This window comes from Methylorubrum rhodesianum, assembly GCF_014199985.1.
GTDB classification, from domain to species: Bacteria; Pseudomonadota; Alphaproteobacteria; order Rhizobiales; family Beijerinckiaceae; genus Methylobacterium; species Methylobacterium rhodesianum.
This window is the reverse complement of record NZ_JACHOS010000001.1, coordinates 247,744-265,151: the sequence shown is the minus strand read 5'-3', so window position 1 is coordinate 265,151 and position 17,408 is coordinate 247,744. Positions and strand designations below refer to the sequence as shown.

General features: G+C 65.0%; 11 protein-coding genes, 1 tRNA gene and 1 pseudogene. 5 read left to right on the top strand and 8 right to left on the bottom strand.

The features are described 5' to 3' along the window. Positions 1-105 precede the first annotated feature (105 nt). The 4 genes and pseudogenes from HNR01_RS01190 to HNR01_RS01175 all read right to left on the bottom strand — a co-directional run bounded on the left by HNR01_RS01190 (position 106) and on the right by HNR01_RS01175 (position 8,727). The gene (locus HNR01_RS01190; protein WP_309236201.1) at positions 106-267 is read right to left on the bottom strand and encodes a hypothetical protein; all 162 of its coding nucleotides are present in this window, start codon (positions 265-267) and stop codon (positions 106-108) included. 29 nt (positions 268-296) lie between these two features. Then, positions 297-706, bottom strand: a pseudogene (locus HNR01_RS01185) (transposase); the annotation flags it as partial. A 123-nt stretch (positions 707-829) separates the two neighbouring features. Next, entirely contained in the window at positions 830-2,917 is a 2,088-nt protein-coding gene (locus HNR01_RS01180; protein WP_183666112.1) for a response regulator, read from the bottom strand. Further along, positions 2,914-8,727 (bottom strand): HAMP domain-containing protein, encoded by a 5,814-nt coding sequence (locus HNR01_RS01175; RefSeq protein WP_183666110.1) that lies wholly within the window; start codon positions 8,725-8,727, stop codon positions 2,914-2,916. Before HNR01_RS01175 ends, HNR01_RS01180 begins: the two co-directional genes overlap by 4 nt. 856 nt (positions 8,728-9,583) lie before the next feature. Here HNR01_RS01175 and HNR01_RS27430 point away from each other — a divergent pair. Further along, positions 9,584-9,832 (top strand): recombinase family protein, encoded by a 249-nt coding sequence (locus HNR01_RS27430; RefSeq protein WP_246417346.1) that lies wholly within the window; start codon positions 9,584-9,586, stop codon positions 9,830-9,832. Positions 9,833-10,359: 527 nt separating this feature from the next. On the opposite strand, the gene HNR01_RS01165 is transcribed toward HNR01_RS27430, so the two are convergent. From HNR01_RS01165 to HNR01_RS01150, 4 genes are all read right to left on the bottom strand, one after another. Beyond that, positions 10,360-10,785 carry a response regulator gene (locus HNR01_RS01165; protein WP_309236196.1) on the bottom strand — a complete coding sequence of 142 codons (426 nt, stop codon included), beginning with the start codon at positions 10,783-10,785 and terminating at the stop codon, positions 10,360-10,362. Between the two features lie 199 nt (positions 10,786-10,984). Continuing rightward, entirely contained in the window at positions 10,985-11,254 is a 270-nt protein-coding gene (locus tag HNR01_RS27990; protein WP_056198836.1) for a hypothetical protein, read from the bottom strand. 357 nt (positions 11,255-11,611) lie between these two features. After that, positions 11,612-12,094: a response regulator transcription factor gene (locus HNR01_RS01155; protein WP_309236195.1), complete on the bottom strand. Its 483-nt coding sequence runs from the start codon at positions 12,092-12,094 to the stop codon at positions 11,612-11,614. 438 nt (positions 12,095-12,532) lie between these two features. Then, positions 12,533-12,622 (bottom strand) — tRNA-Ser (locus HNR01_RS01150). A 131-nt stretch (positions 12,623-12,753) separates the two neighbouring features. Between HNR01_RS01150 and HNR01_RS01145 the strand changes: the two genes are divergently transcribed. The 4 genes from HNR01_RS01145 to HNR01_RS01130 all read left to right on the top strand — a co-directional run bounded on the left by HNR01_RS01145 (position 12,754) and on the right by HNR01_RS01130 (position 17,355). Beyond that, entirely contained in the window at positions 12,754-14,067 is a 1,314-nt protein-coding gene (locus HNR01_RS01145) for a replication-associated recombination protein A (RefSeq protein WP_153875380.1), read from the top strand. A 36-nt stretch (positions 14,068-14,103) separates the two neighbouring features. Then, entirely contained in the window at positions 14,104-15,600 is a 1,497-nt protein-coding gene (locus tag HNR01_RS01140; protein WP_183666106.1) for a carboxypeptidase M32, read from the top strand. Between the two features lie 99 nt (positions 15,601-15,699). Continuing rightward, a complete protein-coding gene (locus HNR01_RS01135) occupies positions 15,700-16,947 on the top strand; it encodes an Hsp70 family protein (RefSeq protein WP_183666104.1) in 1,248 nt (415 codons plus the stop codon). 93 nt (positions 16,948-17,040) lie between these two features. Continuing rightward, positions 17,041-17,355 carry a hypothetical protein gene (locus HNR01_RS01130; protein WP_183666102.1) on the top strand — a complete coding sequence of 105 codons (315 nt, stop codon included), beginning with the start codon at positions 17,041-17,043 and terminating at the stop codon, positions 17,353-17,355. Positions 17,356-17,408: the final 53 nt, after the last annotated feature.

Below are 17,408 nucleotides of genomic sequence, written 5' to 3'. Positions count from 1 at the left end.
GCAGCCATCCGCCGTGCATTGTAAGGCCTGCGGCCATCTCTCGAACCTTCCCTGACGAAGGGGCCTGCAGACGTTCCAGGGGTTAGGCATCGGCGACTGGCGCAGTTACGCCGAACCGTTGATAGCGATCTTCCAAGTCGGCGAGATCAGACGGATCCGCCACGTCACGCCGGGCAGCGGCGATGAAGAGGTCCGCATGGCGGGCGAGTTCGCAGCACGCTGCATCAACCGTTCGACCTCGGCGACCCGAACGAGCACGTCGAGCATCCGGACGAGCACGTGGACGGAGCCGACGTAACCCGCACGGCCGCATCGTCACCGCGGGTCGAGGCGTAGCGGTACGTCTTCGGCTCCAGGCCGATCAGCCCGTAGGCGTGACGCTGGGAATAGCCTTTCTCCTCGATGGCCCAGCTCACGGCTGTTCCGCGTGCGCCGGGCGTCAGAAGTTTTTTCCCAGCGCCTCACGCAGCGTCGCCACATCGAGCATCGCCTCGGCCAGGAGCTTCTTGAGCTTGCGGTTCTCCTCGTCGAGCGCCTTCAGACGCCGCGCGTCAAAGACCTCCATGCCGCCGAAGCGCGAGCGCCACGTGTAGAACGTCGCGTCGCTGATGCCGTGGCGGCGGCAGCTCTCAGCCACCGGTAGCCCCGCCTGCTGCTCCTTCAGGATGCCGATGATTTGCTCTTCGCTGAACCGGCTCTTCTTCATCGTCCGTCTCCTCATCGACGGACCCTAGCTTCAGAACGAGGGCAGGCCAGGGGGCAAGGTCACCCGTCACGGCATGGCACTTGTCGGGTCGGGCATCACTTGCAAGAAGTACATCTCCAACTCTTATTCGAGTGGCGTTGTCTCATGCGCATTGTTGAGCAAGCCACGCAGGGCTTCAACCAATTCGGTTGCGCGGTACGGTTTCTGGATCAATGAGAAGCCGTTCGCGTCCTGATCCTCTCGAAGGTAGCCAGACGACAGCAATATTGGCATGCCTGGACATCGCTGGCGAATGATGTGCCCAAGCTCGATACCGTTCATAGCGCCAGGCATATTCACATCGCTGAAAACGAGAACAATGTTCGGTTCTGTTTGCAGGATGCGGAGGGCCTCGTCGACGTCCTGCGCGCTGAAAACCTCAAATTCAAGCGCCTCAAAAGTCGAGATAACTGTAGAGCGAACATCAGCGTCGTCTTCGACGACGAGTACGGCTCCCCCTGCACCATTCATCGGGTTCAGCTGTTCAGGGGCGTCCCCTAGATCGATTTCCTCCGACGAAAAAGTCCGCCCGGCAAGCACGGGCAACGTGATAATGAACCGGGTGCCTTGGTCCGGATTGCTGTCGACGGCGATGGTTCCGCCACTCTGTTGTACGAATCCGTAGACCATGCTCAGACCGAGTCCGGTGCCTTTACCGGCCTCCTTTGTCGTGAAGAAGGGTTCAAATACGCGGGCGAGAACAGCTGGAGACATCCCTGTGCCCGAGTCGGTGACCGCGATCTCTACTGAGTGCAACGGCTCGGAGTCCTCCTGCGCGACGGCCTCATGCCGCTTGATGCGAATGCCCAAGGCCCCCCCGTCCGGCATCGCGTCCCGCGCATTCACAGCGAGGTTGATGAGGGCGGCCTCGAACTGAGCGTGATCAACGCAGACTTCTGGCAGTCCATCCTCCAGGTCCGCGGAGATCGCAATCCGCTCCCCAAGAGTGCGTTCTAGGAGCCTGATCAGCCCAGGTATGAAGCTTGTGAAGTCCAGCGCTCTCGGCTGAAGAGGCGAGCGCCGGGAGAAGGCCAGCAGACGGCTGGTAAGTTCAGCGCAGCGGTGGGCTCCCTCGATGGCGCTCTCGACGCGGCGAAGCGCTTTCTCGTTGCCCAGCAACGAGTTCTTCACCAAGTCGAGGTTGCCGATCACGATGCTCAGCATATTGTTGAAGTCGTGCGCAATACCGCCTGTCAGACGGCCAACCGCTTCGAGCTTAGAGGCGTGCTGCAAGCTGAGTTCAAGCTCCTTGCGCTCTGTTACGTCAAACCACATCCCAAAAAGTTCGGCCGGCGTACCGTTCGCATCACCGTTGATTACGATCTGATCGAGGATGTGCCGCTCTCTGCCGTCTGCGTTGCGCCAGCGATATTCGAGAGTTGCCGCGCCAGCTTCCGAGACCGTGCTCAAATCTGCAGAGATCCTGTACCTGTCATCCGGTTCAAGTTGCCTTTCCCATAGGTTTGATTCAGCAAAGGCCTCGCGCGTGAAGCCGGTGATGCGTTCGATGCTGTCATTCGTGAAGTGAAGCCGTCGATCGTCTCCACGGAACGGTGAGGTGTACAGCGCAATGGGCAGGCCGCGCAGGACGGCTGCCTGGTGTTCTTCACGCCTTCGCAGAGCCTGCTCAGCTGCAAGCTTCTCGCCACGTACGCGCAGGTTTTCCAGGAGCAGCTGCTTTTCGGCCGCCGCCTTGCGCTGGATTTCTGCGGTCTTCAGGTATAAGTCGACGAAGACGTCGACCTTCGATTTAAGGACGAGCGGTTGGATCGGCTTGAACACGTAGTCCACTGCTCCGGCGGAGTATCCGCGGAAGATGTGGATGTCCTCTTTGTTATGGGCCGTGAGGAACAGGATCGGGACACGGGACGTTCGCGAGCGGCTGCGGATCAGGGAGGCGACCTCGTAGCCGTCCATGCGCGGCATCTGCACGTCGAGCAGGATCAGGGCAAAATCCTCCCTGAGCGCCTGCCGCAGGGCTTCTTCCGGCGAATTCGCCAGAACGAGGTCGATCGCCGGATCGGCGAGGACCTCGGAGGCGGCGAGGAGATTGCGCCGATCATCATCGACGATCAGGATCTTCGCCCGAACCGGATCGGGCTCAGTGCGGGCACTCGGCTGCTCGGCGTAGCTGCCGGTCTCGGTTGGAAGGAAACTCAGCCCGTCCTTCATTGTGGTTGCCGATAGAGGGTCGTCGCATCGCCGAGCGTGGGCGCGGGGCCGTGTGCGACCTCGCCACGTTGGGCCAACTGCACCCGCAGCACCGCGAGGAGCTGATCCAGGTCGATCGGCTTTGAGACGTAATCGGAGGCGCCCGCCTCGAGGCACTTTTCGCGGTCGCCCTTCATGGCCTTCGCGGTTACCGCGACGAGCGGCAGGCTACCGAAGCTGGCCTCCGCCCGGATCGCGCGCATCGTCTCGTAACCGTCCATTCCTGGCATCATGATGTCGATCAGCATCGCATCGACGTTCGGGTTGGACTTGAGGAGGGCAATGCCGTCCTGCCCGTTCTCGGCGAACAAGACTTCCAGTCCGTGCTGCTCGAGGGCACTCGTGAGCGAGAAGATGTTGCGTAAGTCGTCATCGACCAGGATAACCCGACAGCCCTGAAGTGACACCGCGTCCTTCCGCTCGACGAGGATCTGCTCCTCGACTGCAATACGATTGATAGCGCGGTGTAGGAACAGCGCTGTCTCGTCGAGAAGCCGCTCGGACGAGCGCGTGTCCTTGAGGATGATCGTCGAGGCGGTGTGCCTCAGATGCTGCTCCTCGGCGGCCGTCAGCTCGCGGCCCGTATATACGATGATTGGCAACTCCTCTCCGTCCTGGGAGGCACGGATCTGCTCGATCAGCTCGGAACCGCTGATATCGGGCAGGCCGAGATCGATAATCGCGCAGTCGAACCGACCGCCTATCAAGGCTTCCAGCGCGGCGGAGGCGGTGCCGACCCCGAAGATCTTGACGTCCTCTTCGCTCAGGAGCGCTGTGATGCTGGCGCGCTGGTTCTCGTCGTCCTCGACGAGCAGGAGGTTGCGCACCGGCCGCGTGATAAGCTCCTTGGAGCGCTCCAGGGCGCGCATCAGGCCCTCGCGCTCGACCGGCTTCTCTAGAAACCCAAATGCGCCCGCGCGAAGGCCGCGCTTCTTCTCGTCGTTGACCGAGATCACATGGATCGGAATGTGCCGAGTGCGGGCGTCGTTTTTCAGGAGGTCGAGCAGAGCCCAGCCATCCATGTCGGGCAGGCCGATGTCGAGGGTGATGGCATGTGGCTTGAAGCGGTGCGCGAGGCTCAGCGCGCCGGCTCCGTCTTGCGCGATCAAACCCTTGAAACCACGTTCGCGCGCGAGTTCCAGCAGCACCGAGGCGAACATCGCGTCGTCCTCCACGATGAGCACGATGTGGTCGCCCGGGTTGATCGCGTGGCGATCGTCCGCCGAAGACGAGAGCGCCATCGCGGCGTTCGGCTGGCGGCCCATCGGCGCCGATGGGGCGTGCCCGTCGGACAGCTCCGCCGCGCGGCCGGTGACCGCCTGCGCGGGCGGCTCGAAGGGCAGGAACAGGGTGAAGGTGCTGCCCGAACCCAGCCGGCTCTCGACCACGATCTCACCGCCCAGCAGGCGCGCGATCTCGCGGCTGATTGCGAGGCCGAGGCCCGTGCCGCCGTACTTGCGGCTCGTGGTCCCATCAGCCTGCTGGAACGCCTCGAAGATGATCCGCTGCTTGTCCTCGGCGATGCCGATCCCGGTATCGGTGACGGACATGGCGATCCACTGGGTCCCGGCGCGCAGGGGCGAGCCCTCCGCCGAACTGATCCTGAGCGAGACGCTCCCTTTCTCGGTGAACTTGAAGGCGTTGGAGAGAAGGTTGCGCAGGACCTGCTGTAGGCGCTTCGAGTCCGTCCGCAGGGAGCGCGGCAGGCCAGGATCGACCTCGATCACAAAAGCGAGGTGGCGCTCCTCGGCCATCTGCCGGAAGGTTCTGTTGAGGTTCTCGCTGATGTCCTGCAGCCCAACGTCGCCGATTTCAAGCGACACCGTGCCCGACTCGATCTTGGAGAGATCGAGGATGTCGTTGATGAGTGACAGGAGGTCGGTCCCTGCTGCGTTGATCGTCTTAGCGAATTCCCGTTGCTTGTCGGTGAGGTTCCCGTCGCGGTTCTCGGAGAGAAGCTTCGAGAGGATCAGGAGGCTGTTGAGCGGTGTGCGCAGCTCATGGCTCATATTGGCGAGGAATTGCGACTTGTAGCGCGAGGTCAGGCTCAGCTGCTCGGCCTTCTCCTCCAGCGCCGACTTGGCGATCGAGACCTCGCGATTCTTGCCCTCGACCTCACGCTTTTGGATTTCGAGCAGGCGCGCCTTCTCCTCCAGCTCCTCGTTGGTCTGTTGCAGTCGCTCCCGCTGGTTCTTCAGGAGGTCCTCGGATTGCTGCAGCGAGGCGGCCTGCAGCTCCAAGCGATCGTTCGTCTTCTTCAATTCCTCCTGCCGGCTCTGCAACTCGCCGGTCAGGAGCTGCGACTGCTTCAGGAGGCCTTCCGTCCTCATGTTGGCTGCGATCGTGTTGAGCACGATCCCGATCGACTCGGTCAGCTGATCGAGGAACGACTGGTGGGTCTCGCTGAAGCGGTTAAACGACGCCAGCTCGATGACCGCTCGGACTTCCTGCTCGAAGAGGACGGGCAGCACGATGATGTTGAGGGGCGGCGCCTCGCCCAGAGCCGAGCCGATGGTGATGTAGTCGCCGGGCACGTGGGTGAGGAGAATGCGCTTCTTCTCGAATGCGCATTGGCCGACGAGGCCTTGACGCAGGCGATAGCGGTTCGAGAGGTTCTTGCGCTCCGTGAAGGCGTAGCTCGCCATCAGGTCGAGGACCGGCTCGCCGCCCTCGTTCTCCACCATGTAGAACACGCCGCGCTGGGCGTTCACGAGCGATGCAATCTCGGACAGGATCAGGTTTGAGACCGTGGCGAGATCGCGCTCGCCCTGCAGCATGCGGGTGAACTTGGCGAGGTTGGTCTTCAGCCAGTCCTGCTCGGCGTTCTTGAGCGTCGTGTCCCGCAGATTGCGGATCATCTCGTTGATGTTGTCCTTCAGCGAGGCGACCTCGCCGGAGGCCTCGACCGAGATCGAGCGCGCGAGGTCTCCCTTGGTCACGGCGGTCGCCACCTCGGCGATGGCGCGCACCTGGGTCGTGAGGTTGGCCGCGAGCTGGTTCACGTTGTCGGTCAGGTCGCGCCAGAGGCCCGCCGCGCCCGGCACCCGCGCCTGTCCGCCGAGCTTGCCCTCGACGCCGACCTCGCGAGCCACGTTGGTCACCTGGTCGGCGAAGGTCGCGAGCGTCTCGATCATCTCGTTGACGGTGTCGGCGAGCGCTGCGATTTCACCCTTCGCATCGACTGAGAGTTTCCGCTTGAGGTCGCCCTGCGCCACCGCCGTGACGACGTCTGCGATGCCGCGCACCTGGCCCGTGAGGTTGGCCGCCATCATGTTCACGTTGTCGGTCAGATCCTTCCAGGTCCCGCCGACGCCGCGCACCTGCGCCTGTCCGCCGAGCTTGCCCTCGGAGCCGACCTCGCGGGCGACGCGCGTCACCTCGGAGGCGAAAGAATTCAGCTGATCCACCATCGTGTTGATGGTCGACTTGAGCTCCAGGATCTCGCCCTTCACATCGACGGTGATTTTTTTTGACAGATCGCCGTTAGCGACCGCTGTGGTCACGTCGGCGATGTTGCGCACCTGGCCGGTGAGGTTGGCCGCCATCATATTCACGTTGTCGGTGAGGTCCTTCCAGGTCCCGCCGACGCCGCGCACCTGCGCCTGTCCGCCGAGCTTGCCCTCGATGCCGACTTCACGCGCGACGCGGACCACCTCGGAGGCGAAGGAGTTCAGCTGGTCCACCATCGTGTTAATGGTCGATTTAAGTTCCAGGATCTCGCCCTCGACGGCGACCGTGATTTTCTTGGACAGGTCGCCGTTGGCGACCGCGGTCGTCACCTCGGCGATGTTGCGCACCTGACCCGTCAGGTTGGCCGCCATCATGTTGACGTTGTCGGTCAAGCCCTTCCAGACGCCGCCGACGCCCTTGACCTGCGCCTGACCACCGAGCTTGCCCTCCGTGCCGACCTCGCGGGCAACGCGCGTCACCTCGGAGGCGAAGGAATTCAGCTGATCCACCATCGTGTTGATGGTCGACTTGAGCTCCAGGATCTCGCCCTTCACGTCGACAGTGATCTTTTTAGAGAGATCGCCATTGGCGACCGCGGTGGTCACGTCGGCAATGTTACGCACCTGTCCGGTGAGGTTCGCCGCCATCAAATTCACGTTGTCGGTGAGGTCGGCCCAGGTGCCGGCCACGCCCTCGACGCGGGCCTGACCGCCTAGCTTGCCCTCCGAGCCCACCTCCTTCGCGACGCGGGTCACCTCGGAGGCGAAGGAGTTCAGCTGGTCCACCATCGTGTTGATGGTGTTCTTGAGCTCCAGGATCTCGCCGCGCACGTCGACGGTGATCTTTTTGGAGAGATCGCCGTTGGCGACCGCCGTGGTCACGTCGGCGATGTTACGCACCTGTCCGGTGAGATTCGCCGCCATCAAATTCACGTTGTCGGTGAGGTCGGCCCAGGTGCCGGCGACGCCGCGCACCTGCGCCTGCCCGCCGAGCTTGCCCTCCGAGCCGACCTCGCGGGCAACGCGCGTCACCTCGGAGGCGAAGGAGTTCAGCTGGTCCACCATCGTGTTGATGGTGTTCTTGAGCTCCAGGATCTCGCCGCGCACGTCGACGGTGATCTTTTTGGAGAGATCACCGTTGGCGACCGCGGTCGTGACCTCGGCGATGTTGCGCACCTGGCCCGTGAGGTTGGCCGCCATCATGTTCACGTTGTCGGTCAGGTCCTTCCAGGTCCCGCCGACGCCCTCGACCTGCGCCTGCCCGCCGAGCTTGCCCTCCGTGCCGACCTCGCGGGCAACGCGCGTCACCTCGGAAGCGAAGGAGTTCAGCTGATCCACCATCGTGTTGATGGTCAGCTTCAAGGCGAGGATCTCGCCCTTCACATCGACGGTGATCTTCTTGGACAGGTCGCCCCGCGCGACTGCGGTCGTGACCTCGGCAATGTTGCGCACTTGGCCGGTGAGGTTCTCGGCCATCATGTTGACGTTGTCGGTCAGGTCCTTCCAGACGCCGCCGACGCCCTTGACCTGCGCCTGACCACCGAGCTTGCCCTCCGATCCTACTTCCTTGGCCACGCGGGTCACTTCCGAGGCGAACGAATTGAGCTGGTCCACCATCGTGTTGATGGTCAATTTCAGGTCGAGGATCTCGCCCTTCACATCGACGGTGATTTTTTTGGAGAGATCGCCGTTGGCGACCGCGGTGGTGACCTCGGCGATGTTGCGCACTTGGCCCGTCAGGTTGGCCGCCATCAGGTTCACGTTGTCGGTCAGGTCCTTCCAGGTTCCGCCGACGCCCTTGACCTGCGCCTGCCCGCCGAGCTTGCCCTCCGAGCCGACCTCGCGGGCGACGCGGGTCACTTCCGAGGCGAAGGAGTTCAGCTGATCCACCATCGTGTTGACGACCTTGCCGATGCGCAGGAACTCGCCGCGCAGGGGCCGGCCCTCGATCTCGATCTGCATGGTCTGGCCGAGGTCGCCCTTGGCGACGGCTCCGATGACCCGCGCCACCTCGGTGGTGGGCTGAACCAGGTCGCCGATCATGGTGTTGATCGACTCGACGCAGTCGTTCCACCCGCCGGTCGCGGTCGGAAGCTTGCCGCGCTCGCCGATGCGCCCGTCCTTGCCGACCGCGCGCGCGACCCTGTCGAGTTCGCGCGCAAGTCCCTGGTTGAGTTCGACGATGTCGTTGAACGCCTCCGCGATCTCCCCCTCGATGCCGGTGAGATCCAGGGGCAGCCGGGTCGAGAAATCACCTTTCCGAAACGCACGAAGGCTCTTCAGAAGGAGCTTCGGCTCCAACTGCAACGTAGTCGGCGTCATTCGGTTACACCCTTAGGGTAGATGATACAGCCCAGCGAGGCATTCTTTGGGTCGTCGGCGGCTGTGACAAACCACTGACGAGGAAGAACGGCAATAGGGCGCAACGTAAATGGTTGCTCAATCCTTCGGCCCGCAGAGCGGCCCCGCACGTTGCTCTTTCCGATGCATGGCCGTTCGGCTGAGAATAGGCCCGCTCGTAGCAGGGCAGATCGTTGTTTTTTCGTTTCGCGGCGCGCTCTGCCGATACGAGCAGCAAGCTAGATGCTGTTATGGCCTTGCCGGGCTGGGAGGCTCAGATGATAAATATGAGCCTGTCCCAGAAAGCCTACCCGTCTGATGTATCTGATACTAACCCTGCACCCAATTATGTCGGCCCTCAGAGAACCAATTATTGCCCGCATGGCGGGCTTAACTTGTAGCAACAGCAAACCATCCGCTGGCGGCAGACGACCGTCCGTTGATGGGCAAAGCCGAACAAGAGGAATGCGAACTCCTGAGCCGTTGCGGAAATTGCGCTCGCTGATCCGAGATGTCTCCTTCGCTGCGAGGAGCGGACACTCGTAGGCGGGCTAGACATCGATGCTGATGCTGCTCGGCTAGAACTCGTGGTGGCTGACGCCGACGCTATCATTTGGACTTTCCGCTGCGTCAGGTAGCCGACCAACCGGGTTGCTGCCAATCTCCGGGTTCGCTGCTACGGCATGGTTGAAGACCAAGCTCAGCATAGTGACGAAGCTGAACCGCCTCGCCCGTAGCGTCGTCCACCTGGGCAAGATCATCGAGATCTTTAAGGCCAAGGCGTGCCCCACGCATCCTGGACCAGGGCGTAGATGCCGCGACGCCCACCGGCAAGCTGATGCTCAACGTCCTCGGAGGCGTGGCTGAGTTCGAACGGGAGATGATGCTGGAGCGGCAGCGTAAGGGCATCGCGAAGGCCAAGGCCGAGGGCGGCTACAAGGGCCGGAAGCCGACCGTTCGGGCCCGCTCGGAGGAGATCAAGGCGCTTGCCGAACAGGGCGTAAGCATGGGCGCCATAGGGGCCGAACTGGGCATCGGAAGCGGCTCTGTGCATCGGGTGCTGAATCCAGCCGCTCCTGCCGCGTAGAGGGGCGCGCGAGGCGGCAATGGGCCCGCGAGCGGAAGTTAAGCAGACTTATTTCACGCACAGGTTGGACGCAGTCAGCGAGGCCCTGTGAGCTGCCGAGCGACCCTCAGGCTGCGGCGCCTTACCACCCACATCGGTTAACCCAGGTAGTGGCCTCCTCACACGAAGGAGGTAGGCTGCCTGTATCGCTGGTCACAACTCTGGGCACCAGCGGCTGAGAGAGACGTGTGCTCCCGCCTGATCGCAGAAGGAGTGTACATGTTGACCGCGCTCGTTGGCGCTTTCGCCCCTGATCCTGGTCCCCTCGCTTATCGTGCCATTCGCCTCAGCTCCTCGGGTGGAGTTGAAGGGGTAGAGCGCATTGATGCCCGCAACGATGATGAGGCAATCGCCCTCACGTCCCGCATGGCCAATGCGTACGGCGTGGACCTCTGGGAGCGAGGCAGGTTTCTCGACAGCTTCCCATCGCTAAGCGTGAGGATGCCGGGCGCCGTGGCGTGATGTGGGCCCACAGGCGCGCTGGTAGATCACGCTCTATCCCGTAACGGTGCTGGCCGGCGCTCGTTTGGCAGCACCTTGCAGAGATGTTCGTGAATGGTCTCGGCACCGAACGGCTTGGCGATGAAGGTTGCGCCCTCGGGCATCTCATCCGGCCCAGGGCGTCTGGTCCCTGACGCGACGACGATGCCGATGTCTGGCCACCGTCGAGCCACCTCACGAGCCAGCGCAAAGCCGTCTCGACTTCCCGGCATCTGAACGTCTGTGAACACCACCTGCACGGTTTCGTTGGCGTTCGTCAGAAGGGTGATAGCCTTGTCACCGTCACCGGCTTCGAGCGTGTCAAACCCGGCATCTTCGAGGATGCTCGCGACATCCATGCGGATGAGGAAGTCATCGTCTACGACCAATGCGATAGGCTTGGTAGTGCCGCCTCCGACCATGTCCATCTTCATCGGCCCTCACGTCGGCGCGGCTGTAAGCGCGCAAGCTTGGCGAGAGAACAGGAAGGAGGAAGATGCGTTCCAGTGGCGGGGGGAGCGGCTTGAGGAAAGGGCAAAAAAGACCGTGAACTTGGGCTTGGGTGTGGCGTCGAAGACCGGCATCCTTGAAGGGGCCGGGAGCGGCAATCACCCCCGGCTCTCTCAGCCTCGATTACCGGGCAGGACGCTCACGGACGGTCCGCTCTTCGCGCCGCTCAATGCGCTCTTCACGGCGGGCATCAGGATCGACCCCGAGCACGCCACCCACGGTCCCGGTCGCAGCCCCTACGGCACCGCCCACAACGCCCCCGACCGGGCCCGCTGCGCGGTTGCCGTCTTCCACGCCGCGCTCAGCACCGCGGATGGTCCCTTGAGCCTGAGCCGTCGCGGACAGAGCGAGCGGAGACAGGACGAGGGCAGAGGCGAGCAATAGCCGCTTCATGGAATCAGCTCCTGATGTGTTGCGCTGGCAGTGCACCGCGCTTCACAAAACTAACTGCCGAGGTGAGCGATGGTGCCGAACGCCGGCACCTGACCTGCTCCCGCAGCCCGGTGAGCAGCCCACCATGTCGAGCCTGGAGATCGCAGAGCGCGCCGGGAAGCGCCACGATCACGTCATCCGAGACACTCGCGTGATGCTCACTCCGCTCGGACAGCCTTCTTTCCGATTTTGAGAGGAAGTCTCGACAGGCGGTCGCCCGCTGATGTGGTGTGCCTTCCTAAGCTGGATTGCCTGATCCTCGCCCCGAGCCAGTCATCGATGAGACGCCCCCCTGCACGTGTTGGACTTCTGGCACCCCTAACGCCTCATGGAGGTCTCCTCCCTCGGCGTGCGCGTGCCTGACGGCCCGCATGCGCGACACCCGCGGTCAAGTTGCTCGACCGCCCCCATCTTACGGGCCTGCACGGCCTGCTCCTGCGCCTCCGCCCGCAGGCGCGCCAGCTCAAGGTTCGCCCGGACGCGTGCTTGGAGCTCGGCCGCCGAGAACGGCTTGACGAGATGGTCGTCGGCACCGGCCTCAAGACCCTCGACTCCGGCCTCCGCCTCAGCTCTCGCGGAGAGCATGATTACCGGCACCGTGCACAGCGACGGGTCGGCGCGCACCGCCCGGGTCAGCCCGATGCCGTCCAGCACCGGCATCATCACGTCGGTCAGCAGCAGGTTCGCCGGCCCGGCCCGGAGCGCCTTCAGCGCCTCGGCGTCGTCCGCGACCACCTCATGGTCCTGCCCCAGCAGACGCTCGACGTAGGCTCGCATGTCCGCGTTGTCGTCTGCCAGCACGACGCGGGCTCGCCCGCCCTCCGTCGCGCCGGGGTCCGTCACGCCACGCAGGGGCACGACGTTCGTGGCGGCAGGCTCGTCGGGCAGCCAGCGCAGCGCCTCAGGGCGTCGGCTTCGCCGTCCAGCCGGCGAGCCCGGCTTCGGGCCTCATCCTCATCGCGGGTTGCAAGCGTGACCCAAAACTCCCAGCCCGCTCGGCTCCCTTTCAGCGAGACAGGGGCGCTCTCGTCGAAGATCCCAGGCCTTGCCGTTCCGAGCACGGCCGGCATGCCGGCGCGCAGCGCTTCCGGGATGGTACGACGGAAATAGAAGATGCCCCGACGTTGGACCAAGCCCACCATCTGCCTCATGGCTTCGTAGCACTCCTTCGTGGCAGGAGCGAGTTGAGAAGCCTACGGAATCAGAAAGATACCGTTATCGCAGGACTTGAGGGCGACTTGGCGGAGAGGGGGGGATTCGAACCCCCGATGGGCTTGCACCCATGCCGCATTTCGAGTGCGGTGCATTCAACCGCTCTGCCACCTCTCCGCAGAGGTGTCGTATCGACGGGATGCGCCCTAGCATGCGTCGGGCGGTCCCACAAGCCGGCTTCGCGACGAAGTGGTCATCCGGCTTCAAGGCTCTTGCGGATGGCGCGGGCTGCGGTGTTGATGCCACGCATGTCCGACCTGTTCGTTTCCGCCGGCCTTGAGACGGGTGCGCCCCGGCCGCTTGCCGATCGTCTGCGCCCGCGCCGGCTCGCCGAGGTCGTGGGGCAGGAGCATCTGACCGGGCCGGATGGGGCGCTGACGCGACTGCTTGCGTCGCGCTCGCTCGGCTCGCTGGTGTTCTGGGGTCCGCCCGGCACCGGCAAGACCACCGTCGCGCGGCTTCTCGCCCACGAGACAGACCTGCATTTCGAGCAGATCTCTGCGATCTTTTCCGGCATCGCCGACCTGCGAAAGGTGTTCGAGGCGGCGCGCCGGCGCCGGGCGACGGGTCAGGGCACCCTGCTGTTCGTCGATGAGATCCACCGCTTCAACCGCGCGCAACTCGACGCCTTCCTGCCGGTCATGGAGGACGGCACCGTCACGCTGGTCGGCGCAACAACGGAAAATCCCTCCTTCGAGCTGAACGCCGCCCTGCTCTCGCGTGCTCGGGTGCTTCTGTTCCGTGCCCTAGACGCGGCGGCCCTGGCCCGGCTTCTCGCGCGGGCCGAGGCGATGGACGGCCGGCCTCTTCCCCTCGACGAAGAGGCGCGCGCCGCGCTGATCCGCATGGCCGACGGGGACGGGCGCGCCGCGTTGACGCTGGCGGAGGAGGTATGGCGTTCCGCCCGCCCCGACGAGATCCTCGACGCGGACAAGCTCCAGACGCTCGTTCAGCGCCGGGCACCGATCTACGACAAGGCGCAGGAGGGACATTACAACCTCATCTCCGCCCTGCATAAGACCGTGCGCGGGTCGGATCCGGATGCGGCCCTGTACTATCTCTGCCGGATGCTGGATGCGGGCGAGGACCGGCTCTTCATCGCCCGGCGGCTCGTGCGGATGGCGGTAGAGGATATCGGGCTTGCCGATCCGCAGGCCCTCGTCGTGGCGAATGCCGCCAAGGACGCCTTCGACTTCCTGGGCTCGCCCGAGGGCGAACTCGCCCTGGCACAGGTCACCGTCTATCTTGCCTGCGCGCCGAAATCGAACGCGGTCTACACCGCCTACAAGGCGGCGACACGGGTGGCGAAGGCCGCCGGGTCGCTCGCGCCGCCGCGCACCATCCTGAACGCCCCCACGGGTCTGATGAAGCGGATCGGCTACGGCGAGGGTTACCGCTACGATCACGATGAGCCCGACGCCTTTTCGGGTCAGGATTACTGGCCGGAAGCCCTCGGGCGACAGCACTTCTACGAGCCGACCGACCGGGGGATGGAATCACGCTACCGGGAACGGCTCGCCTACTGGGAACGGCTGCGGCAGGAACGCCGCGGCGAAGACTGACCGTTTCGCGCGACGACCGAGGGATCTCGACCGATTATGCAGGATTACGCGACGCTCACCACCACCTTCGCCCGCCTCGGCGCCCTGGAGGATGCGAGCGGGATCCTCGGATGGGACACGCAGACCCAGATGCCCGACGGCGCCGCTGACACCAGAGGCGAGCAGTTGGCCGTGCTGAGCGTACTCGCCCACGAGATCCTCACCGATCCCCGCAATGCCGAGCGGTTCGATGCGGCCGAGAGCCAGGCCGGCCTCGACGAGTGGGAGCGTGCGAACCTGCGCGAGATGCGTCGGGCCTACGCGCATGCGGCGGCGGTGCCGGCCGACCTCGTCGCGGCTGCCTCGAGAGCGACGACGCGCTGCGAGATGATCTGGCGCGAGGCACGACGCGATTCCGATTTCGCGCAGCTGCGCCCGCATCTCGAGGAGGTGCTGCGGCTTCAGCGCCTCGTCGGCGAAGCCAAGGGGACGGCGCTCGGGCTCGACCCTTACGACGCGTTGCTGGACGGCTATGATCCCGGCATGCGGCGCGCGCGGATCGATCCGATCTTCGCTGAGCTGCGCGGGGTGCTGCCGGAACTCGTCGCCGCGGTGCGCGAGCGGCAGGCGTCGGAAGCTCCTCCCCTTCCGCTGCCGGGTCCGTTTCCGGTGGCGATCCAGCGGGAGATCGGTCTTCGGCTGATGCAGGCCGTCGGTTTCGACTTCACGCGCGGACGGCTCGACGTCAGCCTGCACCCGTTCTGCGGTGGCGCCACCGACGACGTGCGCATCACCACCCGCTACGACGAGGCCAGCGCCACCGGGGCGCTGATGGGCGTGCTGCACGAGACCGGTCACGCCATCTACGAGCAGGGTCGCCCGGCCGCGTGGCGCCACCAGCCGGTGGGCCGGGCCCGCGGCATGAGTCTGCACGAGAGTCAGTCGCTCCTCGTCGAGATGCAGGCCTGCCGCTCGGCCGAGTTCTGCGCCTACCTCGCGCCCACGCTGCGTGGGGCGTTCAATGGCGTCGGGCCGGCCTGGGAGGCGGGGAACCTGCACCGCCTCTACACCCGCGTCGAGCCCGGCTTCATCCGGGTCGATGCCGACGAGGTGACCTACCCGGCCCACATCCTCCTGCGCTACCGCCTGGAGACGGCGATGATCGCGGGCGACCTTATCGTGGCCGACCTGCCCGGTGCCTTCAACGACGGGATGAAGGAGCTGCTGGGGCTGACGGTGTCCGACGACCGGCACGGCTGTCTCCAGGACATTCACTGGCCCGGAGGCAGTTTCGGCTATTTCCCGACCTACACCCTCGGCGCGCTGGCGGCAGCGCAACTGTTCAGGGCCGCCTGCGCCGCGCATCCTGGAATCCGCCCAGCCTTGGCCGAGGGCGATTTCTCGCAACTGCGCGGGTGGCTGCGAGAGCACGTTCATTCCCGTGCGAGCCTGATGGAAACCGACGAATTGCTGATCGCCGCAACCGGAAAGCCGCTCGGTGCCGACGATTTTCTGACCCATCTGCGCCGCCGCTATCTCGGCGCAGAGATGTAAGGGTCGGGCCGCCGCTGTCGCGTTTCGGGGATTGCGCTCAGCGGCCCGGGACCGTAACGGGGCCGCCCTCCTCCTCAGAAACCAAGCGATCCGGTCCCCATGGCGGCCTGCGGCCTCGACTTCGGCACGTCCAACACCACTCTCGGGATCGGCGCGGAACAACGCCCGGTCCTGGTTCCGCTGGAGGGCAGGCACCGTACCCTTCCGAGCGCAATCTTCTTCGCACCCGGTCGCGAGGCGCAGATCGGTCGGGCGGCGATCGAGTCCTATGTCGAGGGTACGCCCGGTCGCTTGATGCGGGCGCTCAAATCGGTGCTCGGCTCACCCCTGATCGAGGAGACCACGCCGGTTGGGCGTGAGCGGATCCGCTTCCGCGACGTCATCGCCCGCTATCTCACCCTGGTCAAGGCGCGCGGTGAGGCGGAGGCCGGTCTCGAACTCGACACGGTGGTCCATGGCCGCCCAGTCCATTTCGTCGACAACGATCCGGCCGGCGATCGCAAAGCGGAGGACACGCTTCGGCAGATCGCCGAAAGCATCGGCTTCCGCCACTTCCGCTTCCAGTACGAGCCGATCGCTGCGGCGCTCGACTACGAGCGCACGGTGACGACGGAAGAGATCGCGCTGATCGCCGATATCGGCGGCGGCACCTCGGACTTCTCCATCGTCCGGCTCTCGCCCGAGCGGCACCGGCGCGATGAGCGCGCCGACGATATCCTCGCCAATGACGGCATCCGCATCGGCGGCACCGATTTCGACCGCTCCTTGAGTCTCGGGGTGGTGATGCCGCTCCTCGGGCTCGGGAGCCCGATGAAGCGGGCCGACCTCGCCGTGCCGAACGCCTATTTCCACGATCTCGCGACGTGGTCGAGCATCAACCGGCTCTACAATTCCAAGACCCTGCGCGAGATCGACGAGGTCGTGCGCGATGCGGCCCAGCCGGAACTCGTCACCCGTCTTCGCACCGTCGTGGAAGCGGAGCGGGGTCACTCGCTCGCCATGGCGGTGGAGGGCGCCAAGATCGCCGCCTCCGACGCCGGAACCGGCACGATCGATCTCGACTGGGTCGAGGCGGGGCTCGCGGCCGACGTGGATCGCACCCGGCTCGCCGGGCATACCGACGACCTCGCGCACCGGATGGCGCGGCGGATCGATCGCTGCCTCGAACAGGCGGGGCTGTCCGCCGGCCGGATCGACGCGCTGTTTCTCACCGGCGGTTCGACCGGTCTGCCCCATGTGCGCGCCGCGCTGACCGGCTGCGTGCCCATGGCGCGAGTGGTCGATGGCGACACGTTCGGCTCGGTCGGTCTCGGCCTCACCCTCGAGGCGATGCGGCTCGCGGCCTGACGTGTTGACGCCGCCGCGGAACATTCGCTCACGGACCGCGCATGTCCCGGAACCCCGTCGACGGCGATCGCCCCGCTTAAGGCAAGGATCCGCATGTCCGAAACATCGACGACGATCCCTTCGTCCCGCCGCCTGCGGGTCGGCCTGGCTCTGGCCACCCTGCTGCTGATGACTCCCGTGGGCACCGTCCTCGCTCAGTCCGCCGGCGATCCCGCCGGCCCCGCTCGCTCACGGATGAGCGGAAGCGGCTCGAACAGCGGTGCCGACGGCACGGCCGCCGGATCCGTCGGTGGGTCGGGGCAGGTGTCGGGCAGCGGTTCGGACGCCGGACAGGGCGGCAATACCAGCGCGCGCAGCGGCTCGACCGGCACCGGGATGTCGCGCGGCGGCGGCAGCACCGGACGCTGAGGCCGTCCAAGGCGGCGTCAAGCGCGGGTCGTGGCCGGCGAATTCGCCCGACA

What these genes read in the sequence shown, in the direction of transcription:
- HNR01_RS01145 (WP_153875380.1), top strand. Translation starts at nt 12,754, where the DNA reads ATGTCCGACCTGTTCGTTTCCGCCGGCCTTGAGACGGGTGCGCCCCGG.
- HNR01_RS27990 (WP_056198836.1), bottom strand. Translation starts at nt 11,254, where the DNA reads ATGAAGCGGCTATTGCTCGCCTCTGCCCTCGTCCTGTCTCCGCTCGCT.
- HNR01_RS01140 (WP_183666106.1), top strand. Translation starts at nt 14,104, where the DNA reads ATGCAGGATTACGCGACGCTCACCACCACCTTCGCCCGCCTCGGCGCC.
- HNR01_RS01130 (WP_183666102.1), top strand. Translation starts at nt 17,041, where the DNA reads ATGTCCGAAACATCGACGACGATCCCTTCGTCCCGCCGCCTGCGGGTC.
- HNR01_RS01135 (WP_183666104.1), top strand. Translation starts at nt 15,700, where the DNA reads ATGGCGGCCTGCGGCCTCGACTTCGGCACGTCCAACACCACTCTCGGG.
- HNR01_RS01190 (WP_309236201.1), bottom strand. Translation starts at nt 267, where the DNA reads ATGCTCGACGTGCTCGTTCGGGTCGCCGAGGTCGAACGGTTGATGCAG.
- HNR01_RS27430 (WP_246417346.1), top strand. Translation starts at nt 9,584, where the DNA reads ATGCTCAACGTCCTCGGAGGCGTGGCTGAGTTCGAACGGGAGATGATG.
- HNR01_RS01175 (WP_183666110.1), bottom strand. Translation starts at nt 8,727, where the DNA reads ATGACGCCGACTACGTTGCAGTTGGAGCCGAAGCTCCTTCTGAAGAGC.
- HNR01_RS01180 (WP_183666112.1), bottom strand. Translation starts at nt 2,917, where the DNA reads ATGAAGGACGGGCTGAGTTTCCTTCCAACCGAGACCGGCAGCTACGCC.
- HNR01_RS01165 (WP_309236196.1), bottom strand. Translation starts at nt 10,785, where the DNA reads ATGAAGATGGACATGGTCGGAGGCGGCACTACCAAGCCTATCGCATTG.